We start from the raw sequence: 14,794 nt of genomic DNA on the forward strand, positions 1-14,794 counted from the left end.
TCTTATTCCTCATTCTTGTGGTGTCGACTGCGTATTCAGCAGGGCCGCCTGAATCTGAATTTGCTGTGGAATCAGCTTTTGCTGATAAAAGGCATCGGCCACATATTGTTGTTCTTTGGCCACGTCACTAGAGATGGCCTGTACACCAAAGCCCATACGGGAAATTGAAGTTTTTAAGACCTCGACATCCAGGCCGGTCGGCTTTTGCAGCAGTTGAGCTGCTTCATCCTGATGCTGGGCCACCCATTGCGTGGTGCTGTTCAAGCTTTGCACCACGGTGTCTAGAACCTGCGGATACTGTTCGGCAAACTGACGATCCGCCAGATAGAACTGATGGTTGCTGACCAGATTTTCGCCGGTGGCAATGACCCGTGCGCCAATCTGGTGTTCGGCTGCGGCAAAGAACGGATCCCAGATCACCCAGGCATCCACCGAACCACGTTCAAAGGCTGCGCGGGCATCGGATGGGGGTAAATACACCACTTGAATATCGTGCAGGCTAAGCTGGTTGGCTGCTAACAGCTTCAGCAGCAGATAATGCACATTGGAGCCTTTGTTCAGGGCAATGCGTTTGCCTTTTAAATCCTGCACTGACTGAATGGCCGAGTCTTTAGGCACAATTAAGGCCTCAGCTAGCGGCGCTTTAGGCTGGTTGGCCACATAAACCAGTTTGGAATTGGCCGCTTGGGCAAAAATGGGCGGTGCTTCGCCGGCTTCCCCAAAGGCCACACTGCCGACATTTAAACCTTCCAATAATTGCGGGCCGGCTGGAAATTCTACCCATTTCACCTGTACACCCTGGGCTTTTAAAGCCTGTTCCAGTTCACCGCGTTCTTTTACAATCGGTAAAATGCCGTATTTCTGGAAACCAATATTCAGGGTAATGTTGTCGGCGTCTTTGGGACTGCTACAGGCGGTCATGAACATGGCACCCGCCACCACGGCAGATAAAATAGCGCTTTGGGTTGAAAAAATATGGCGTAGGCTGCTCATGAAAATACCTGCTCTCAGAAATTAAAAAAATTCAAAAGTGGAGAATGAGAGCTACCTTAAAGATTTTTCTTTTTCGAAAAAAATAACAAATCAGGAATTTCTAATCAGGAAAAAAGATAAATAAAGATGTGCAAATCTTATGCATAAATCTGATTTATAAAATGGATAATCTATTAAAAGTTAAAGTGTTAAATTGTTGTATTTAAAATATTTTTATGGAATTGAAGGCGCAGGAATAAGCTTATGCCCATTCCTGCTAATGTAAGATGCAGCAGAATTGGGCCGGCTGCAGATAAGCATATGTCAAATTGAGCTAAAGCCGGCCTTGAACAGACTAGGTGAGTGACTTTTTACAGACCAGTGAATTACGCTGGTAGTTGTATAAGGCCTGGCGGGCATTGGGTAAGTCATCGACACTGGCCGGCTCAAAGCCCTGTTCCAGAAACCAGTGCGCAGTACGGGTGGTTAGAATAAATAGCTGTTGAATACCAAGACTACGGGCTTTATCTTCCAGATAATGCAGAATCTGGCTGCCACGATTGGATTTACGATAGGCCGGATGTACTGCCACGCAGGCAATTTCCGCCGAGCGCAGTTCATTGTCGCTGACCGGTAGCGGGTACAGCGCCGCACAGGCCAGAATGGTGCCATCACGTTCAATCACCGCAAACTGTTCAATTTCATTTTCCAGTCGTTCCCGTGAACGGTAGACCAGCACGCCTTCTTCTTCCAGCGGGCGCAGCAGGCTGATGAGACCGCCGACATCCTGAATATTGGCGGTGCGTACTTCTTCATAATGCGCATCGGTAATCATGGTGCCGGCACCGTCACGGGTAAACAGTTCTTCCAGCAGTGCACCATCAGAGGCATAGGAAATCAGATGTACGCGATTGACGCCCTGAGTGGCAGCATCCTGTGCACCGCGTAAATGCAGGGCCATTTCCGGCTGGCTGGCCTGATACCGACCAATATAATGATTGAGCTGGGATGGGCGGATTTCACGTTGCAGCTGACCCTGTTCATTCAGTAAACCCTGCTGTTTGCCCAAGAAAATCAGCTTGTCGGCTTGCAGGCGAATCGCGGTTTTGGTGGCGACTTCTTCAGCCAGTAAATTAAACACTTCGCCCGTCGTGGAATAGCCGGTCGGGCCGAGTACGACAATATTATGATTGTCCAGATGACGCTGAATGGCATCGGTATCGACACTGCGCACTTCGCCGGTCAGCTGGAAATCAACCCCATCACGAATACCATAGGGTTTGGCGGTAATAAAATTACCCGAGACCACATCAATGCGGGCGCCGTACATCGGCGAGTTGGCCAGTCCCATCGACAGCAGGGCTTCAATCTGCAGGCGAATTGAACCGACCGCATTCATGACACAGCTTAACGATTCGCGGGTGGTAATGCGGCGCTGCTGATGAAACGGGGTGTCGATCTGGCTGGCCTGTAAATTCTGGTTAATCTGCGGGCGGGCACCATGCACCAGCACCAGCCGGATACCCAGTGAATGCAGCAGGGCAATATCGTGAATAATATGCTGGAAATTGTCATGCAGGACCGCTTCACCATCAAACATCAGCACAAAGGTTTTGTTGCGATGGGCATTGATATAAGGCGCAGAATGTCGAAACCAGTGCACATATTGCAAAGTTGTGCTGTGTGATGTTTCGGTAGAATTCAGGTGCATGCCGGTCTCAATCAAGCAAAAGTCTTATAGCGGATTCTAATCAAAAAATACCGGGGCGTAAGCTGAAAAAATAAAAAAACACCTGAACGGGGTGGTTCAGGTGTAAAGAGGGAAGGGAAAATGAGACGAAACCCTTAGCCCATAATGCGAATAATCCGGTTGGTACGTTCGTTGATCATCACGTAATCGCCATTAATTTTGTACCACTGCTGATAACGGCCGGTGTTTGGTAAACGACGCGCTTCGCGGTCACTGACTTTATAACGGGACTGGTCATAGGCACGCGGTAAGGTCTGGCCCACACGCCAGTCACGGCTCGGATTTACGCGCACAACCGGACGTTTATGATCACGGTCCCAACGGCTATCCTGATGTTTGTAGTGGGTTGCCGCACGACGGTCATGATCACGATGATCAGGCGCAGCCATGGCTGTAGTAGCCATAAACGCACTTAAAGACAGGGCAATGGTGGTTAATACTTTTTTCATGACGCTTACCTTTGAGTCAAACTGTATATCTCTGGAATACGTCCAAATTAACCAGAAAGTTGAGATAAAGGATGAGAGCAATTGAGATGAATTGTGAAAATCATGAAGAAAAAGCGGAGAGCCTGAAAGCCGGCTAGCATCTGACCTACAGCGAAAATAGCAGTTTGAGGAAGTGCTGATATAAAAAAGCCCAAACCGATGTTTGGGCAACCGAGGAGTGGGACTGAAACTGTCGGAGTGCAGCTTAGAAAGACAGGATTTTAAGAATACTGTGGGTATCGGCATTGACCAGAATATAGTCATTATTGACCTTATACCATTGCTGCTTACGGTCCGGTTTAGGCAGGTTATGCTCTTTATATTCGACTTTGTAGCCATTGCCACGATAATGCTGCGGCATCACATAACCGGTTTGCCATTTATGCTGCTGTAAACGCTGATAGCCACGTTCTTCACGCTGGCGGCGTTTTTCATAAACCTCTTTCGATTCACGATATTCACGATGTTTTTTGCCCTGACCGTGCTGACGTGACTGTTCATAGCCGCGTCCCGGATTGTCAAACTGAGGTGCAGCCGCAGTGATCCCGCTGGCCAGCAACGCACTGAAAGAGATCGCCATAACTGTCACTATCTTTTTCATGTGAAAAAACCTCGTTTATCGTCTTTTATTTCACTGTGTCTTACTGTACGAAAAAAATGCAGAGAAACTGTGAAGAAAGATCGTTAATTCTTTATCGAAAGCAGAGATATTTTGGATATTATGCTGGAAAAGTAACAGATGATGAAAGACTTATCTGTTGTCACGTGAACTGGTTATACAACATTGGGCGCAAAAAGCCTAGCCCGTATTTCCGGGATTCTGCCCGCAGTCAGTTCCATTGCTGGCTTAAGTCCTGCAAGGAGTCGATGGCATGGGCCAGACATTCGGCCTGCTGGCCATCTTCAAGTACGGCCAATAAGCTGGCGGGCAGTTGTAAGTGTTCAATGGAACGGATAATGTCATTTTTACGTTGCTGGTCGGCCATGTGCTGCTCCTTCAATTGATTCATTGCGGTTGAGTAGCAGTATAGGTCGGATGTTTTAATTTGAAAAACCGAATAATTTTATAAAAATGATTTAAAAATACGATTTATGGTCTGGTAGTGTATAAAATTTAGCAGCGCATAAAAAAGGACCCGCAGGTCCTGGATTCAAGCATGTGCTTAGTAGGCATATTTCAGGTCGGTATAGTCGGTCAGTGACTTCTGGATATGCGCCTGAATAAATTCGCGTACATCTTCGGCGCTCATTGGCTGGCCCTGTTTGGTAATCACATGCTCGACCGGGGCTTGGCCATCGACCAGAATCCGGTAGACAAAGTTTTTATAGACGGCATAGTCCTCGGCCTGTTTATAAATGCCAGTGACATAACTGTAGTGATGTTCAAAGTTCAGATCGGTATGCGAAAAGATAAACTGGTCAAACAGTTTCAGGTTTTGCCCGGCCTCGAGTGCCTGCAGTTCATCGAGAATACTGGCTTCAAATTTCATGCCGTATTTTTCAGAAATGGCTTGACCATTAATCAATAAAGACACCATGCCATCTTCATGGGTCGTTACTGTGATATTGCTAAAGTCAGACATGGGCATCTCGGGATAATCAGAAACAGGGCTTTAGTATCGGCAAATTTTGCTGAAATTCAAGCCGACTTAAGCCCAAACCGGTATATTTACGCAAAGTGGGAGCAATTACAGCTTTATGGATGGGCATAAAAAAGGAAGCACAAGGCTTCCTTCATGGACACAGCGAGGGCATTAGTCCTGTGCATCAATACTCTGGCCGTTCATGTGCAGACTGTCATCGCCCATTAAATATAAATAGGCTGGCATGATTGATTCCGGTGTCGGCAAGGTTTTCGGGTCTTCATCCGGATAGGCCTTGGCGCGCATGGCGGTGCGGGTCGCGCCCGGATTAATGCAGTTATAACGGATATTCGGATGTACATTTTCCTGGGCAAACAGTTTGCTGACCGCTTCAATGGCAATTTTAGACACCGAATAGGCGCCCCAACGCTCACGTACTTCACGACCGACGCCCGAACTGGCAAATACCACCGAAGCATGTGCCGATTTTTCCAGTAAAGGCAGCAGTTCCTGGGTCATAACAAAGGGTGCACGCAGGTTGACGGCCATCACATCATCCCAGACATCAGCCGGATAATGCACCAGTTCGGTCCGTTCACCCAGAATGCCGGCATTGTGCAAAATGCCATCCAGACGGCCAAACTGCTTGTCGAGCGTATCGACCAGCAATTCATAATCACGCGATGACGCACTGGACAGCTGTAGCGGAAGAATGGCTGGCTGCGGCGCGCCTAAACCTTCAATTTCATCATAGATGACTTCCAGTTTATTCAGGGTGCGACCATGCAGGACAACGGTTGCGCCGTGCAGTGCAAAGCTGATCGCGGCTGCACGTCCAATACCGTCGCCCGCACCTGTAATCAGGATCACGCGATCTTTGAGCAGATCAGGGCGAGGTTGATATTCTGAATATTTCATGATCGACCTCCGTTTTTTTGCTGTAATTATGAAGTGATTGAATGTTGTTGTTGCTGTGACAGCATCTGGTGCAAGACCTGATGTAATTCTGTGACATTATTCACTATACAGTCTGCCTGCCAGGCTGTTAAGTCATCTTTGTGTTGTAAGGGTAAATAGCCATAGGCGGCTAAAATGGTGTACATGCTGGCATTGCGTCCGGCATCAATATCACGTGGATGATCGCCGACATAAATACACTGCTGCGGTTCCAGTCCCAGCTGTGCTGCGGCCAGATACATCGGTTCCGGATCGGGTTTGGTCTTGCTGACATCTTCCGGGCAGACCAGTACCGCACAGCGTTCGGTCAGGTTCAGGGCTTTTAACAGCGCTTCACTGAGCCAGCGTGGCTTGTTGGTGACAATACCCCAGGGAATTTGCTGCTGTTCCAGCTGCTCTAGCAGTGGATACATGCCTTCAAACAGGTCGGTTTCTACCGCAATATCGGCGCCGTAAAGGTCCAAAAAGCGCTGGCGATGGCCTAAAAAGACCGGGTCTTCCACTTCCAGCTCCGGATACACCAGCTTGACCATGGCGCGTGCGCCTTCAGAGACTTGGGTGCGAATCTGCTCGGCGGCGACAATGTCACAGCCTTTATCGCGGCACATGTCCTGAATAATGCGGATAAAGTCAGCCGCGGTATCAATTAAGGTGCCGTCGAGGTCAAATAAAACCGCTTTCATTGGCCACCTTCATTCAGGGTATGCACCATATAGTTGACATCAACATTGGGCGCCAGCCAGTAGCGTTTGGTCAGTGGGTTATAGTGCAAACCGGTCATATCTTTCAGTTTCAGGCCGGCATTGCGAATATCGTGTGCCAGTTCGGACGGCTTGATAAATTTATGATAGTCATGCGTGCCTTTGGCCAGCATACGCAGCACATATTCCGCACCAATAATCGCAAATAAATAGGCTTTCGGATTACGGTTAATGGTCGAGAAGAACACATGGCCGCCCGGTTTGACCAGCTTCTGGCAGGCCTGAATAATTGAGGCTGGATCGGGTACATGCTCCAGCATTTCCATACAGGTCACCACATCGTACTGGCCAGCCTGTTCTTCTGCCAGTTGCTCAACCGGAATCTGGCGATATTGAATATTTTCGACGCCTTCCTGCTGGGCATGTAAACGTGCCACATTCAGCGGCGCCTCGCCCATATCAATCCCGAGTACATCGGCACCACGGCGCGCCATGCTTTCCGAAAGAATGCCGCCGCCACAACCGACATCCAGCACTTTTTTGCCAGCCAGTCCGCCTGAATGTTCATCAATCCAGTTTAAACGGAGCGGGTTAATTTGATGCAAAGGGCGGAACTCAGAATGCTGATCCCACCATATAGCTGCGAATGCTTCAAATTTGGCAATTTCTTGCGGATCAACATTCAGTTGCGACATTGGTGTCACCTCAATCAAGTTATTATGATTTCAAAAAGTCTATGCTGTTTAGTGTAGCGTTTATTCTGGAAAAAGCGATAAAAGCCGTAAAAAAGTTCACAGAAGCAAAACGAAAACGGCATAATTGATTTATAGTGTTCGCATAAGCTAATCATAACGATTTATGAGGACAATAAGTTCAATGAAAAAGTTTCTTTTGGGTAGCCTTGCAACCGCAATGTTTGCAATTTCAGGTGGCGCATGGGCGGCCAATTTTGTTGAAGGCCAAGACTATCGCGTACTGGCCAATCCGGGCAAAGTCGATGTGCCGGGTAAAATTGAAGTCCGTGAATTCTTCTGGTATGGCTGTGGCCACTGCTTTACCTTGGAGCCGCATATGCAAGCCTGGCTGCGTAAGCTGCCAAAAGATGTGAACTTTGTGCGCACTCCGGCTGCCATGAACCAGGTCTGGGAAATGAATGCGCGCGGCTATTATGTGTCGGAAGCACTGGGTGTCCGTAAACGTACCCACTTGCCGTTATTCCATGCCATTCATGACAAAGGTCAGCAGATTTTTGACCAGAAATCCCAGGCCAAATTCTTTGTCAAATACGGTATTCCTGAAGCCAAGTTCAACAGCATGTTTAACTCTTTTGCGATTACCTCTAAAGTGGCACAGGCCAATAAATTGGCGCGCCAATACCAGCTGACCGGTGTGCCGGCAGTGGTGGTTAATGGTAAATATGTGGTGTCGGGCGATAATGGCAAAGTGATTCAGGTGGTGAATTACCTGGTCGATAAAGAACGTAAAGCCAAATAAAAGCCCAACATGATGTTAAAAACCCGCTGTTTAAAGCGGGTTTTTTAGTGCTGCGTTTTCATGCATTGTGGTGCTTGGGCGTTCCCAATGGCTGATACCACGAAACAGTAATTGCACCTGGATAATGGTCTGCTCGGTAAACTGGTGCTGCTGCTGGCTTAAGGCCTCGCCTTCAAACTGGCGACTGAGGCCAATCCAGCTCATGGCCCAGTTAAAGGACAGGTTAATTAAAATATTGGCCAGTACTTTAAAATCTTCCGGATGTTCAAAATGCTGCACGCTTTCTACCCGTTTCAGATCATTGGCAAAATCATCAATTAAAAACTCGATTTCCCGGGCAATGGCCTGACGCACCGTGGCCGAGCCGCCCCAACGCTCGGCAATTAAAAAAATCCATTGCTGCGGATGCTGATCCACCGCCTGAAAAAACAGTTCGACGCTGGTCCGGGTTTTGGCATTGGGCAGATATAAATAGGCCTGACCCAGCTGATGCAGAATGCTTTTTAAATGCAGCGCCACCTGATCGACCAGTTCTGCACCGAGTTCATCCATATCCTGAAAATGCCGGTAGAACGCCGTTGGCACCAGCCCGACATGGCGGGAAATCTCCCTTAAGCTGATGCTGCTAAAAGAGCGCTCGGCAGTACTTAAGGTCAGGGCCGCATCTAAAATGGCCTGACGACTTTGCTGCTTACGTTCTTCCCGAATCGACATGTCACATCCCTGATACTGTTTAAAAATTCATCTCTGTGGCTATTATAGAGCAGAATCGGTCCGGGCAGCAGCCATGCTGTTGCATTGGCTGTGTAGGGCCCGCTTTTCTGTGGCGAGATTGTGTAAAAGCCGACCCGGGGACAAAACCTGTGCGCTTGCATCTGCTATACTGGCCGACAATTTATTTGAGTCAAAATAAGGACAACTTATGCGTATCGACCAACGTACCCTAGATCAATTGCGTGATGTCAAAATTACCCGTAATTACACACGTTATGCGGAAGGTTCTGTCTTGGTTGAATTTGGTCATACCAAAGTGCTGTGTACTGCCAGTATTGATAACTCGGTACCGCGCTTTTTAAAAGGCAAAGGCCAGGGCTGGGTAACTGCAGAATATGGCATGTTGCCACGTTCTACCCATACGCGTAGTGACCGTGAAGCGGCACGGGGTAAACAGAGCGGCCGTACTCAGGAAATCCAGCGTTTAATTGGCCGCAGCCTGCGTGCCATGGTCGATCTGAAAAAACTTGGTGAAAATACCATTACCATTGACTGTGATGTAATTCAGGCCGATGGCGGTACCCGTACTGCCGCGATCACCGGTGCAGCGGTGGCGCTGGTCGATGCCATGAATGTACTGCTGGAAAGCAAAAAAATTAAACAGGACCCGTTAAAAGGTCTGGTCGCTGCTATTTCTGTGGGTATGTATCAGGACGAAGTATTGCTGGACCTGTGCTATGAAGAAGATTCAAACTGCCAGACTGACCTGAATGTAGTGATGACCCAGGCCGGTGAATTTATTGAAATTCAGGGCACTGCTGAAGATAAACCATTTACCCGTCTGCAATGTAATGCCATGCTGGAAATGGCCGAGCAGGGCATTCAGGAACTGATCAAAAAGCAGCAACAGGCCTTGGGCTGGTAAACACTGCAAGATCAGAACAATATATTTATAAAACGCATCTCCGGATGCGTTTTTTTGTGATTGAAGCAAACGTAACCAGCGGCTGTGCGCAGATTCATCTTCATAACAAAAACCAACATGCTGAAACCGAGCTTCATGACTTACTAAAACTCGCAGTGATTTTTTTAAAACAGCAAAAAAGAGGGATGTACCATGAAATACTTGATGATCTTACTGGCGATGGGCGCCTTTGGTTTAAGCGCGTGTGATACGGCCAATGACCGTGATGGTGATGGCACCATGCTGAATCAGGACCGTGATGGCGACGGCCGTGCAGATGATTAAAGTCTTGCGGCCATCGACTCACCCTAAATGAATAAAAAAGGTGCCTCATGAGGCACCTTTTTTCGTTATCGACAAATATCGAATTGCGATTAAGCATTAAAACGCATGGATAAATCGACCGCTTTGACATCTTTGGTCAGAGCGCCCATAGAAATATAATCGACACCAGTGCTGGCCACTTCACGCAGGTTGGCAATGGTGATATTGCCCGATGCTTCCAGTTTGCAGCGACCGGCCACATGCTTGACTGCATCAATCATCTGTTGCTGGCTAAAGTTATCCAGCATCACGATATCGGCCTGAGCGTCCAGAGCCTGATTCAGCTCATCCCAGGTTTCAACTTCTACTTCCACCGGTTTGCCCGGTGCAATTTGATGGGCTTTGGCAATGGCCTGGGCAATACCGCCAGCAGCCATAATATGGTTTTCTTTAATCAGGAAGGCATCAAACAGCCCCAGACGATGGTTTTGGCCGCCGCCTACAGTGACCGCATATTTTTGTGCAATCCGCAGACCCGGCAAGGTTTTACGGGTATCCAGCAGTTTGGTGTGCAGGCCATCGAGCTGTTTCACATATTCAGCGGTTTTGGTGGCCACGGCCGATAGAGTCTGGACAAAGTTAAGGGCAGGGCGTTCTACGGTCAATAAACTGCGCGCAGAACCGGCCAGCTTTAAAAAGGCTTCATTGGCCGCCACGCGATCACCATCCTGTTTCAGCCATTCAATCTGAACGCTTGGATCGTATTGCTGGATTAAGGCATTCACCCAAGGCTGACCAGCCAGCACCATGTCTTCACGGCTGATAATGGTGGCGGTGGCCTGTTCATCTTCCGGGGTAAGTAAAGCGGTAATATCTGCCTCGCCAATATCTTCCTGCAGGGCCTGCTGAATATTGATCTGGATAGATTGCTCCAATAAAGATTGTGGTATGCTCATTGCCTGTCCTTATCTCTTTACCCATGAAAATTGCGCGATATATTAGCACTGTTCGGCTGGCCCGATGCGCTTTTTCGCGGCTTTTTTGTCTGATTTGAGATTTTCAGCTGAAAGTTTTAGGATGGGCTAAATTTTTATACTGAAAAAAATATCAGGATCATTCTATGCAGCAGGCGGCTTCTTTTCAGGTCATCCAGGGACAGTTAAAAGGTGCGCGGCAGGTGCCTTCACCGAATTTTAACCAGCGTCCGCAGCAGACCGAAATTCAGCTGGTGGTGATTCACAATATCAGTTTGCCGCCATCACAGTTTGGCGGCGGTTATATCGAACAGTTTTTTCAAAACCGGCTGGACTGGTCGGCGCATCCTTACTTTCAGACCATTGAAGGGATGCAGGTCTCGGCGCATCTGCTGATTTTGCGTAGCGGCGAAGTGCTGCAATGTGTCAATTTCAATGACCGCGCCTGGCATGCCGGACGTTCCAGTTATCTGGCCAAGCCGGAATGTAATGATTATTCCATTGGCATTGAACTGGAAGGCAGTGATGATCTGCCCTTTGAAGCGATCCAGTATCAGGTACTGGCGGAAGTGGTGTCGGCCTTGCAGCAGGCCTATCCGAAAATCCAGCGTCATCTGGCTGGACATTCCGATATTGCCCCGGGGCGCAAGACCGATCCGGGACCTTATTTTGACTGGAGCCGGTTCCGGTCTTTACTGCGTGACTGCAACAGCAGGATAGAAGCAGCATCTTCATCAATTCATAACGAAACTTGTGCTTAGGTTTCTTTACAATAGCGGCTAAATTTTTATTTGGGTGGTTCCGATGGCGCTTTGGCGATCGACCTTTATTGTCAGTGCGATGACCATGCTGTCCCGGGTGTTGGGACTGGTGCGGGATATTGTGTTATTAAATGTGTTTGGTGCGGGAAAGGATTTCGATACCTTTGTGGTGGCCTTTCGTATCCCGAACTTTTTCAGGCGACTGTTTGCTGAAGGGGCATTTTCCCAGGCCTTTATTCCGGTTCTGACCGAATATAAAACCAGCCGCACCCATGCCGAAGTGCAGATTCTGATTAGCCGGGTGTTTGGCTGTCTGGCCTCGGTGATGAGCCTGCTGACACTGGCTGCTATGGTGGCGGCGCCGGCGGTGATGTACGTTTATGCGCCGGGTTTCCATAGTGATCCGGAAAAATTTGCGCTGGCCACGGACATGTTCCGCCTGACCATTCCCTATTTGCTGTTTATGTCGCTGACCGCTTTTGCCAGCAGCATCTTAAACAGTTATGGCTCCTTTACCACGCCGGCCTTTGCACCGGTGCTACTAAATCTGGCCATGATTGCCGGAGCCCTGTGGCTAACGCCGTATATGGCCGAGCCGATTATGGCCTTGGGCTGGGCGGTGATTATTGCCGGAGCCTTGCAGCTGGCGATCCAGATTCCGGAATTATGGCGTAAAAAGCTGCTGATTCCGCCAAAAATCGACTTCAAGCATGAAGGCGTTGAGCGCATCATGAAGCTGATGCTGCCGGCCCTGTTTGGGGTATCGGTGACCCAGATTAACCTGTTGCTGAACACCATCTGGGCGTCATTTATGCAGGATGGTTCGGTATCGTGGCTGTACAGTGCCGAACGGATGACCGAGTTGCCGCTGGGCCTGATTGGGGTGGCAATTGGTACGGTGATTTTACCATCCTTGTCGGCGCGCCATGCCGAGCAGAATCAGGAAAAATTCCGTGGCATGATGGACTGGGCGGCGAAAATTATTGTGCTGGCTGGTGTGCCTGCCAGTATTGCACTGTTTATGCTGTCGACCCCAATTATTCAGGCCCTGTTCCAGCGCGGCCAGTTCACCTGGGAAGATACCCAGATGACGGCCTTGGCCCTGCAATGTATGAGTGCCGGGGTCATCGCCTTTATGCTGATTAAAGTTTTTGCTCCGGGCTTTTATGCCCAGCAGGATACCCGCACCCCGGTTCGGGTCGGTTTAATGGCGGTGGCAGCCAATGCCATTTTAAACGTGGTGTTTATTGGGCTGTTTAAACTGATTGACTGGGAAGCCGAGCACATGGCGCTGGCACTGGCATCTTCAGGTTCCGCGCTGGTCAATGCCGGTATGCTGTATTTCTATTTGCATAAACGCGATATTTTCCGTTTTGGTGGGCACTGGAAAAAACTGCTGTTCCAGTTTGGCACGGCCAATGCGGTGATGGTGGCTGCCTTATGGTACGCCTTGAGCTGGTATAACGGTGATGTATCGCAATGGATGCGTGTGCTGGAAGTACTACTGCTGTGTGTGGTGGGTGTGGCAGCTTATGCTCTTGGTCTGCTGGCCACTGGTTTTAGACCGCGTCATTTAAAACCTTAATTACTGAGAGCTGAGCGCGAAAGATGTTCAGCTCCTATAAAAAAACCCTTTGAGCCGTTGAGTCTCAAAGGGTTTTTTTTATGGGCTTTTATTGAAAGATGAGGCTGCATGAGCAGCACAAGCATCTTTATTTATTGATCACTTCCAGCAGTTCGACATCAAAAATCAGGGTGCTGTTCGGTTCAATCGCATCGCCAGAACCAATCTGGCCATAGCCCAGATTCGCTGGAATAAAGAAGCGGTATTTGGCTCCTTCACGCATCAGTTGCAGCCCTTCGGTCCAGCCCTGAATGACTTGTGTGACCTGAAATTCAGCCGGTTGCTGCCGTGCCATCGAGCTATCAAACACGGTGCCATCAATCAGGCGGCCTTCATAATGCACGCGTACTTTGGAGCTGGCTTTCGGTTTTTTTCCGGAACCCGCTTGCAGAACCAGATATTGCAGCCCCGATGAAGTGACTTTCACCCCATCCTTACGCGAGTTTTCTGCCAGAAAGGCCTTGCCAATCATGTCATTGGCTTCAGCGCGCTGTTTCAGCTCAATCAGCTGTTTGGCTTCGGCCTGCTTTTTGAACTGGGTCAGAATACGGGCCATGTCTTCATCGCTCAGGCTGGCTTGCTGGCCCAGTGAGGCGGCTTTTAAACCCGCCACAAAGGCATCCAGATCCATACCTTTTAAGGTGTCGACATTGCTGCGCCCCATTAAATAACCAAAGCTGTAGCCCACCTGCTGTTCAGTGGAGCTTTTGGTGGTCACCGGTTGAGCCAGTGTGGCCGCGCTACACAGGGCGAGGCCGAGCAGGGTGATCGTTTTTTTCATATTATGGGTCCCTAAACAACGAAGGAGAGCCAGGCTCTCCTTGTTTTCATTTTACTTCAATCAGCTCAACATCAAAGATCAGGGTGCTGTTTGGTGGAATCATGCCCGGCACGCCCTGTTCGCCATAACCCAGTTGTGACGGGATATACAGCGTGGCTTTCGAGCCTTCTTTCATCAGTTGCAGACCTTCGGTCCAGCCTGGAATCACCTGGTTTAACGGGAACTCGATTGGTTCACCACGCTCAACCGAGCTGTCAAATACTTTGCCATCGACCAGTTTACCGGTGTAGTGTACTTTTACCACAGAGCTGGCCGTTGGCTGTTTGCCATTGCCTTGCTGGGTAATTTTATATTGCAGACCTGACGCGGTGGTTTGTACCCCTGCCTGTTTGGCATTTTCAGTCAGGAAGGCATCGCTGGCCGTTTGTGCCTGCTGGGCCTGATCAGCCTGTTTTTGTTGCAGTTCCTGCTGGAACTGTTCATAGGCCTTTTGTAATTCTTCTTCAGTATAGGCTGGCTGCTGACGCGCATGACCTTCACGGACACCAGTCACAAAGCTGTTAATGTCCAGCTCTGGTGGAGTTTGATGGGCAACTTCATAGCCTAATGCATAGCTGATTTTTTCAACCGCAGACGCATTTGCAGATGCTTTTGAGGATACAGTGGCAGGGTGTTGAGTTGCATAATAAACAGGAACAAGTGCAGCACCGCCTAAAATTACAGCAACAGCAATGGGTAAGGCTTTACTCATAGGTTTTCTCAAATCA

At 49.0% G+C, this 14,794-nt stretch carries 18 protein-coding genes; 5 read left to right on the top strand and 13 right to left on the bottom strand.

Annotation, left to right across the window (positions count from 1 at the left end; translation table 11 throughout):
• Window positions 1-9 precede the first annotated feature (9 nt).
• From FTT68_RS08810 to ubiG, 9 genes are all read right to left on the bottom strand, one after another.
• A complete protein-coding gene (locus tag FTT68_RS08810; protein WP_104484363.1) occupies window positions 10-993 on the bottom strand; it encodes a sulfonate ABC transporter substrate-binding protein in 984 nt (327 codons plus the stop codon).
• A 334-nt stretch (window positions 994-1,327) separates the two neighbouring features.
• Window positions 1,328-2,683, bottom strand: coding sequence for an amino-acid N-acetyltransferase (argA, locus tag FTT68_RS08815; protein ID WP_075175028.1), 1,356 nt, complete (start codon window positions 2,681-2,683; stop codon window positions 1,328-1,330).
• A gap of 134 nt (window positions 2,684-2,817) precedes the next feature.
• On the bottom strand, window positions 2,818-3,171 hold the full coding sequence (locus FTT68_RS08820; RefSeq protein ID WP_005180985.1) for an RcnB family protein: 354 nt from the start codon (window positions 3,169-3,171) through the stop codon (window positions 2,818-2,820).
• Window positions 3,172-3,415: 244 nt separating this feature from the next.
• Window positions 3,416-3,811, bottom strand: coding sequence for an RcnB family protein (locus tag FTT68_RS08825; protein WP_005180983.1), 396 nt, complete (start codon window positions 3,809-3,811; stop codon window positions 3,416-3,418).
• Window positions 3,812-4,040: 229 nt separating this feature from the next.
• Complete coding sequence (locus FTT68_RS08830; protein WP_005180980.1) at window positions 4,041-4,196, bottom strand: hypothetical protein; 156 nt, start codon at window positions 4,194-4,196, stop codon at window positions 4,041-4,043.
• A gap of 177 nt (window positions 4,197-4,373) precedes the next feature.
• The gene (locus tag FTT68_RS08835; protein WP_075167942.1) at window positions 4,374-4,793 is read right to left on the bottom strand and encodes a hypothetical protein; all 420 of its coding nucleotides are present in this window, start codon (window positions 4,791-4,793) and stop codon (window positions 4,374-4,376) included.
• A gap of 171 nt (window positions 4,794-4,964) precedes the next feature.
• Window positions 4,965-5,711, bottom strand: a complete 747-nt coding sequence (locus FTT68_RS08840) for a YciK family oxidoreductase (protein WP_005180975.1) — start codon at window positions 5,709-5,711, stop codon at window positions 4,965-4,967.
• A gap of 26 nt (window positions 5,712-5,737) precedes the next feature.
• Window positions 5,738-6,433, bottom strand: a complete 696-nt coding sequence (locus tag FTT68_RS08845) for an HAD family hydrolase (RefSeq protein ID WP_075167943.1) — start codon at window positions 6,431-6,433, stop codon at window positions 5,738-5,740.
• Window positions 6,430-7,146 carry a bifunctional 2-polyprenyl-6-hydroxyphenol methylase/3-demethylubiquinol 3-O-methyltransferase UbiG gene (gene ubiG, locus FTT68_RS08850; RefSeq protein ID WP_016658684.1) on the bottom strand — a complete coding sequence of 239 codons (717 nt, stop codon included), beginning with the start codon at window positions 7,144-7,146 and terminating at the stop codon, window positions 6,430-6,432. Before ubiG ends, FTT68_RS08845 begins: the two co-directional genes overlap by 4 nt.
• Before the next feature lie 181 nt (window positions 7,147-7,327).
• Here ubiG and FTT68_RS08855 point away from each other — a divergent pair, with 181 nt between their 5' ends.
• On the top strand, window positions 7,328-7,945 hold the full coding sequence (locus tag FTT68_RS08855) for a thiol:disulfide interchange protein DsbA/DsbL (RefSeq protein WP_016658685.1): 618 nt from the start codon (window positions 7,328-7,330) through the stop codon (window positions 7,943-7,945).
• A gap of 30 nt (window positions 7,946-7,975) precedes the next feature.
• Here FTT68_RS08855 and FTT68_RS08860 read toward each other — a convergent pair whose 3' ends face one another.
• The gene (locus tag FTT68_RS08860; protein ID WP_005180963.1) at window positions 7,976-8,659 is read right to left on the bottom strand and encodes a TetR family transcriptional regulator; all 684 of its coding nucleotides are present in this window, start codon (window positions 8,657-8,659) and stop codon (window positions 7,976-7,978) included.
• 208 nt (window positions 8,660-8,867) lie between these two features.
• Here FTT68_RS08860 and rph point away from each other — a divergent pair, with 208 nt between their 5' ends.
• Window positions 8,868-9,584, top strand: a complete 717-nt coding sequence (rph, locus tag FTT68_RS08865) for a ribonuclease PH (protein ID WP_005180961.1) — start codon at window positions 8,868-8,870, stop codon at window positions 9,582-9,584.
• A 192-nt stretch (window positions 9,585-9,776) separates the two neighbouring features.
• Window positions 9,777-9,908 (top strand): hypothetical protein, encoded by a 132-nt coding sequence (locus tag FTT68_RS14080; protein ID WP_005180959.1) that lies wholly within the window; start codon window positions 9,777-9,779, stop codon window positions 9,906-9,908.
• An 89-nt stretch (window positions 9,909-9,997) separates the two neighbouring features.
• Here FTT68_RS14080 and nadC read toward each other — a convergent pair whose 3' ends face one another.
• Entirely contained in the window at window positions 9,998-10,843 is an 846-nt protein-coding gene (gene nadC / locus FTT68_RS08870; RefSeq protein ID WP_016658688.1) for a carboxylating nicotinate-nucleotide diphosphorylase, read from the bottom strand.
• A gap of 164 nt (window positions 10,844-11,007) precedes the next feature.
• On the opposite strand from nadC, the gene ampD reads away from it, so the two are divergent.
• Together ampD and murJ are read left to right on the top strand one after the other, a co-directional pair.
• Window positions 11,008-11,622, top strand: coding sequence for a 1,6-anhydro-N-acetylmuramyl-L-alanine amidase AmpD (ampD, locus tag FTT68_RS08875; RefSeq protein ID WP_016658689.1), 615 nt, complete (start codon window positions 11,008-11,010; stop codon window positions 11,620-11,622).
• A gap of 43 nt (window positions 11,623-11,665) precedes the next feature.
• Window positions 11,666-13,207 carry a murein biosynthesis integral membrane protein MurJ gene (gene murJ / locus FTT68_RS08880; protein ID WP_016658690.1) on the top strand — a complete coding sequence of 514 codons (1,542 nt, stop codon included), beginning with the start codon at window positions 11,666-11,668 and terminating at the stop codon, window positions 13,205-13,207.
• Between the two features lie 127 nt (window positions 13,208-13,334).
• Here the strand turns inward: murJ and FTT68_RS08885 are convergent, their stop codons facing one another.
• On the bottom strand, window positions 13,335-14,027 hold the full coding sequence (locus tag FTT68_RS08885) for an FKBP-type peptidyl-prolyl cis-trans isomerase (RefSeq protein ID WP_075167944.1): 693 nt from the start codon (window positions 14,025-14,027) through the stop codon (window positions 13,335-13,337).
• Between the two features lie 46 nt (window positions 14,028-14,073).
• A complete protein-coding gene (locus FTT68_RS08890; RefSeq protein ID WP_005180950.1) occupies window positions 14,074-14,778 on the bottom strand; it encodes an FKBP-type peptidyl-prolyl cis-trans isomerase in 705 nt (234 codons plus the stop codon).
• Window positions 14,779-14,794 lie beyond the last annotated feature (16 nt).

The sequence above is a fragment of the Acinetobacter sp. Q85-2 genome, from assembly GCF_013420555.1.
GTDB lineage: Bacteria > Pseudomonadota > Gammaproteobacteria > Pseudomonadales > Moraxellaceae > Acinetobacter > Acinetobacter indicus.

What these genes read in the sequence shown, in the direction of transcription:
- FTT68_RS08810 (WP_104484363.1), bottom strand. Translation starts at nt 993, where the DNA reads ATGAGCAGCCTACGCCATATTTTTTCAACCCAAAGCGCTATTTTATCT.
- argA (WP_075175028.1), bottom strand. Translation starts at nt 2,683, where the DNA reads ATGCACCTGAATTCTACCGAAACATCACACAGCACAACTTTGCAATAT.
- FTT68_RS08820 (WP_005180985.1), bottom strand. Translation starts at nt 3,171, where the DNA reads ATGAAAAAAGTATTAACCACCATTGCCCTGTCTTTAAGTGCGTTTATG.
- FTT68_RS08825 (WP_005180983.1), bottom strand. Translation starts at nt 3,811, where the DNA reads ATGAAAAAGATAGTGACAGTTATGGCGATCTCTTTCAGTGCGTTGCTG.
- FTT68_RS08830 (WP_005180980.1), bottom strand. Translation starts at nt 4,196, where the DNA reads ATGGCCGACCAGCAACGTAAAAATGACATTATCCGTTCCATTGAACAC.
- FTT68_RS08835 (WP_075167942.1), bottom strand. Translation starts at nt 4,793, where the DNA reads ATGTCTGACTTTAGCAATATCACAGTAACGACCCATGAAGATGGCATG.
- FTT68_RS08840 (WP_005180975.1), bottom strand. Translation starts at nt 5,711, where the DNA reads ATGAAATATTCAGAATATCAACCTCGCCCTGATCTGCTCAAAGATCGC.
- FTT68_RS08845 (WP_075167943.1), bottom strand. Translation starts at nt 6,433, where the DNA reads ATGAAAGCGGTTTTATTTGACCTCGACGGCACCTTAATTGATACCGCG.
- ubiG (WP_016658684.1), bottom strand. Translation starts at nt 7,146, where the DNA reads ATGTCGCAACTGAATGTTGATCCGCAAGAAATTGCCAAATTTGAAGCA.
- FTT68_RS08855 (WP_016658685.1), top strand. Translation starts at nt 7,328, where the DNA reads ATGAAAAAGTTTCTTTTGGGTAGCCTTGCAACCGCAATGTTTGCAATT.
- FTT68_RS08860 (WP_005180963.1), bottom strand. Translation starts at nt 8,659, where the DNA reads ATGTCGATTCGGGAAGAACGTAAGCAGCAAAGTCGTCAGGCCATTTTA.
- rph (WP_005180961.1), top strand. Translation starts at nt 8,868, where the DNA reads ATGCGTATCGACCAACGTACCCTAGATCAATTGCGTGATGTCAAAATT.
- FTT68_RS14080 (WP_005180959.1), top strand. Translation starts at nt 9,777, where the DNA reads ATGAAATACTTGATGATCTTACTGGCGATGGGCGCCTTTGGTTTAAGC.
- nadC (WP_016658688.1), bottom strand. Translation starts at nt 10,843, where the DNA reads ATGAGCATACCACAATCTTTATTGGAGCAATCTATCCAGATCAATATT.
- ampD (WP_016658689.1), top strand. Translation starts at nt 11,008, where the DNA reads ATGCAGCAGGCGGCTTCTTTTCAGGTCATCCAGGGACAGTTAAAAGGT.
- murJ (WP_016658690.1), top strand. Translation starts at nt 11,666, where the DNA reads ATGGCGCTTTGGCGATCGACCTTTATTGTCAGTGCGATGACCATGCTG.
- FTT68_RS08885 (WP_075167944.1), bottom strand. Translation starts at nt 14,027, where the DNA reads ATGAAAAAAACGATCACCCTGCTCGGCCTCGCCCTGTGTAGCGCGGCC.
- FTT68_RS08890 (WP_005180950.1), bottom strand. Translation starts at nt 14,778, where the DNA reads ATGAGTAAAGCCTTACCCATTGCTGTTGCTGTAATTTTAGGCGGTGCT.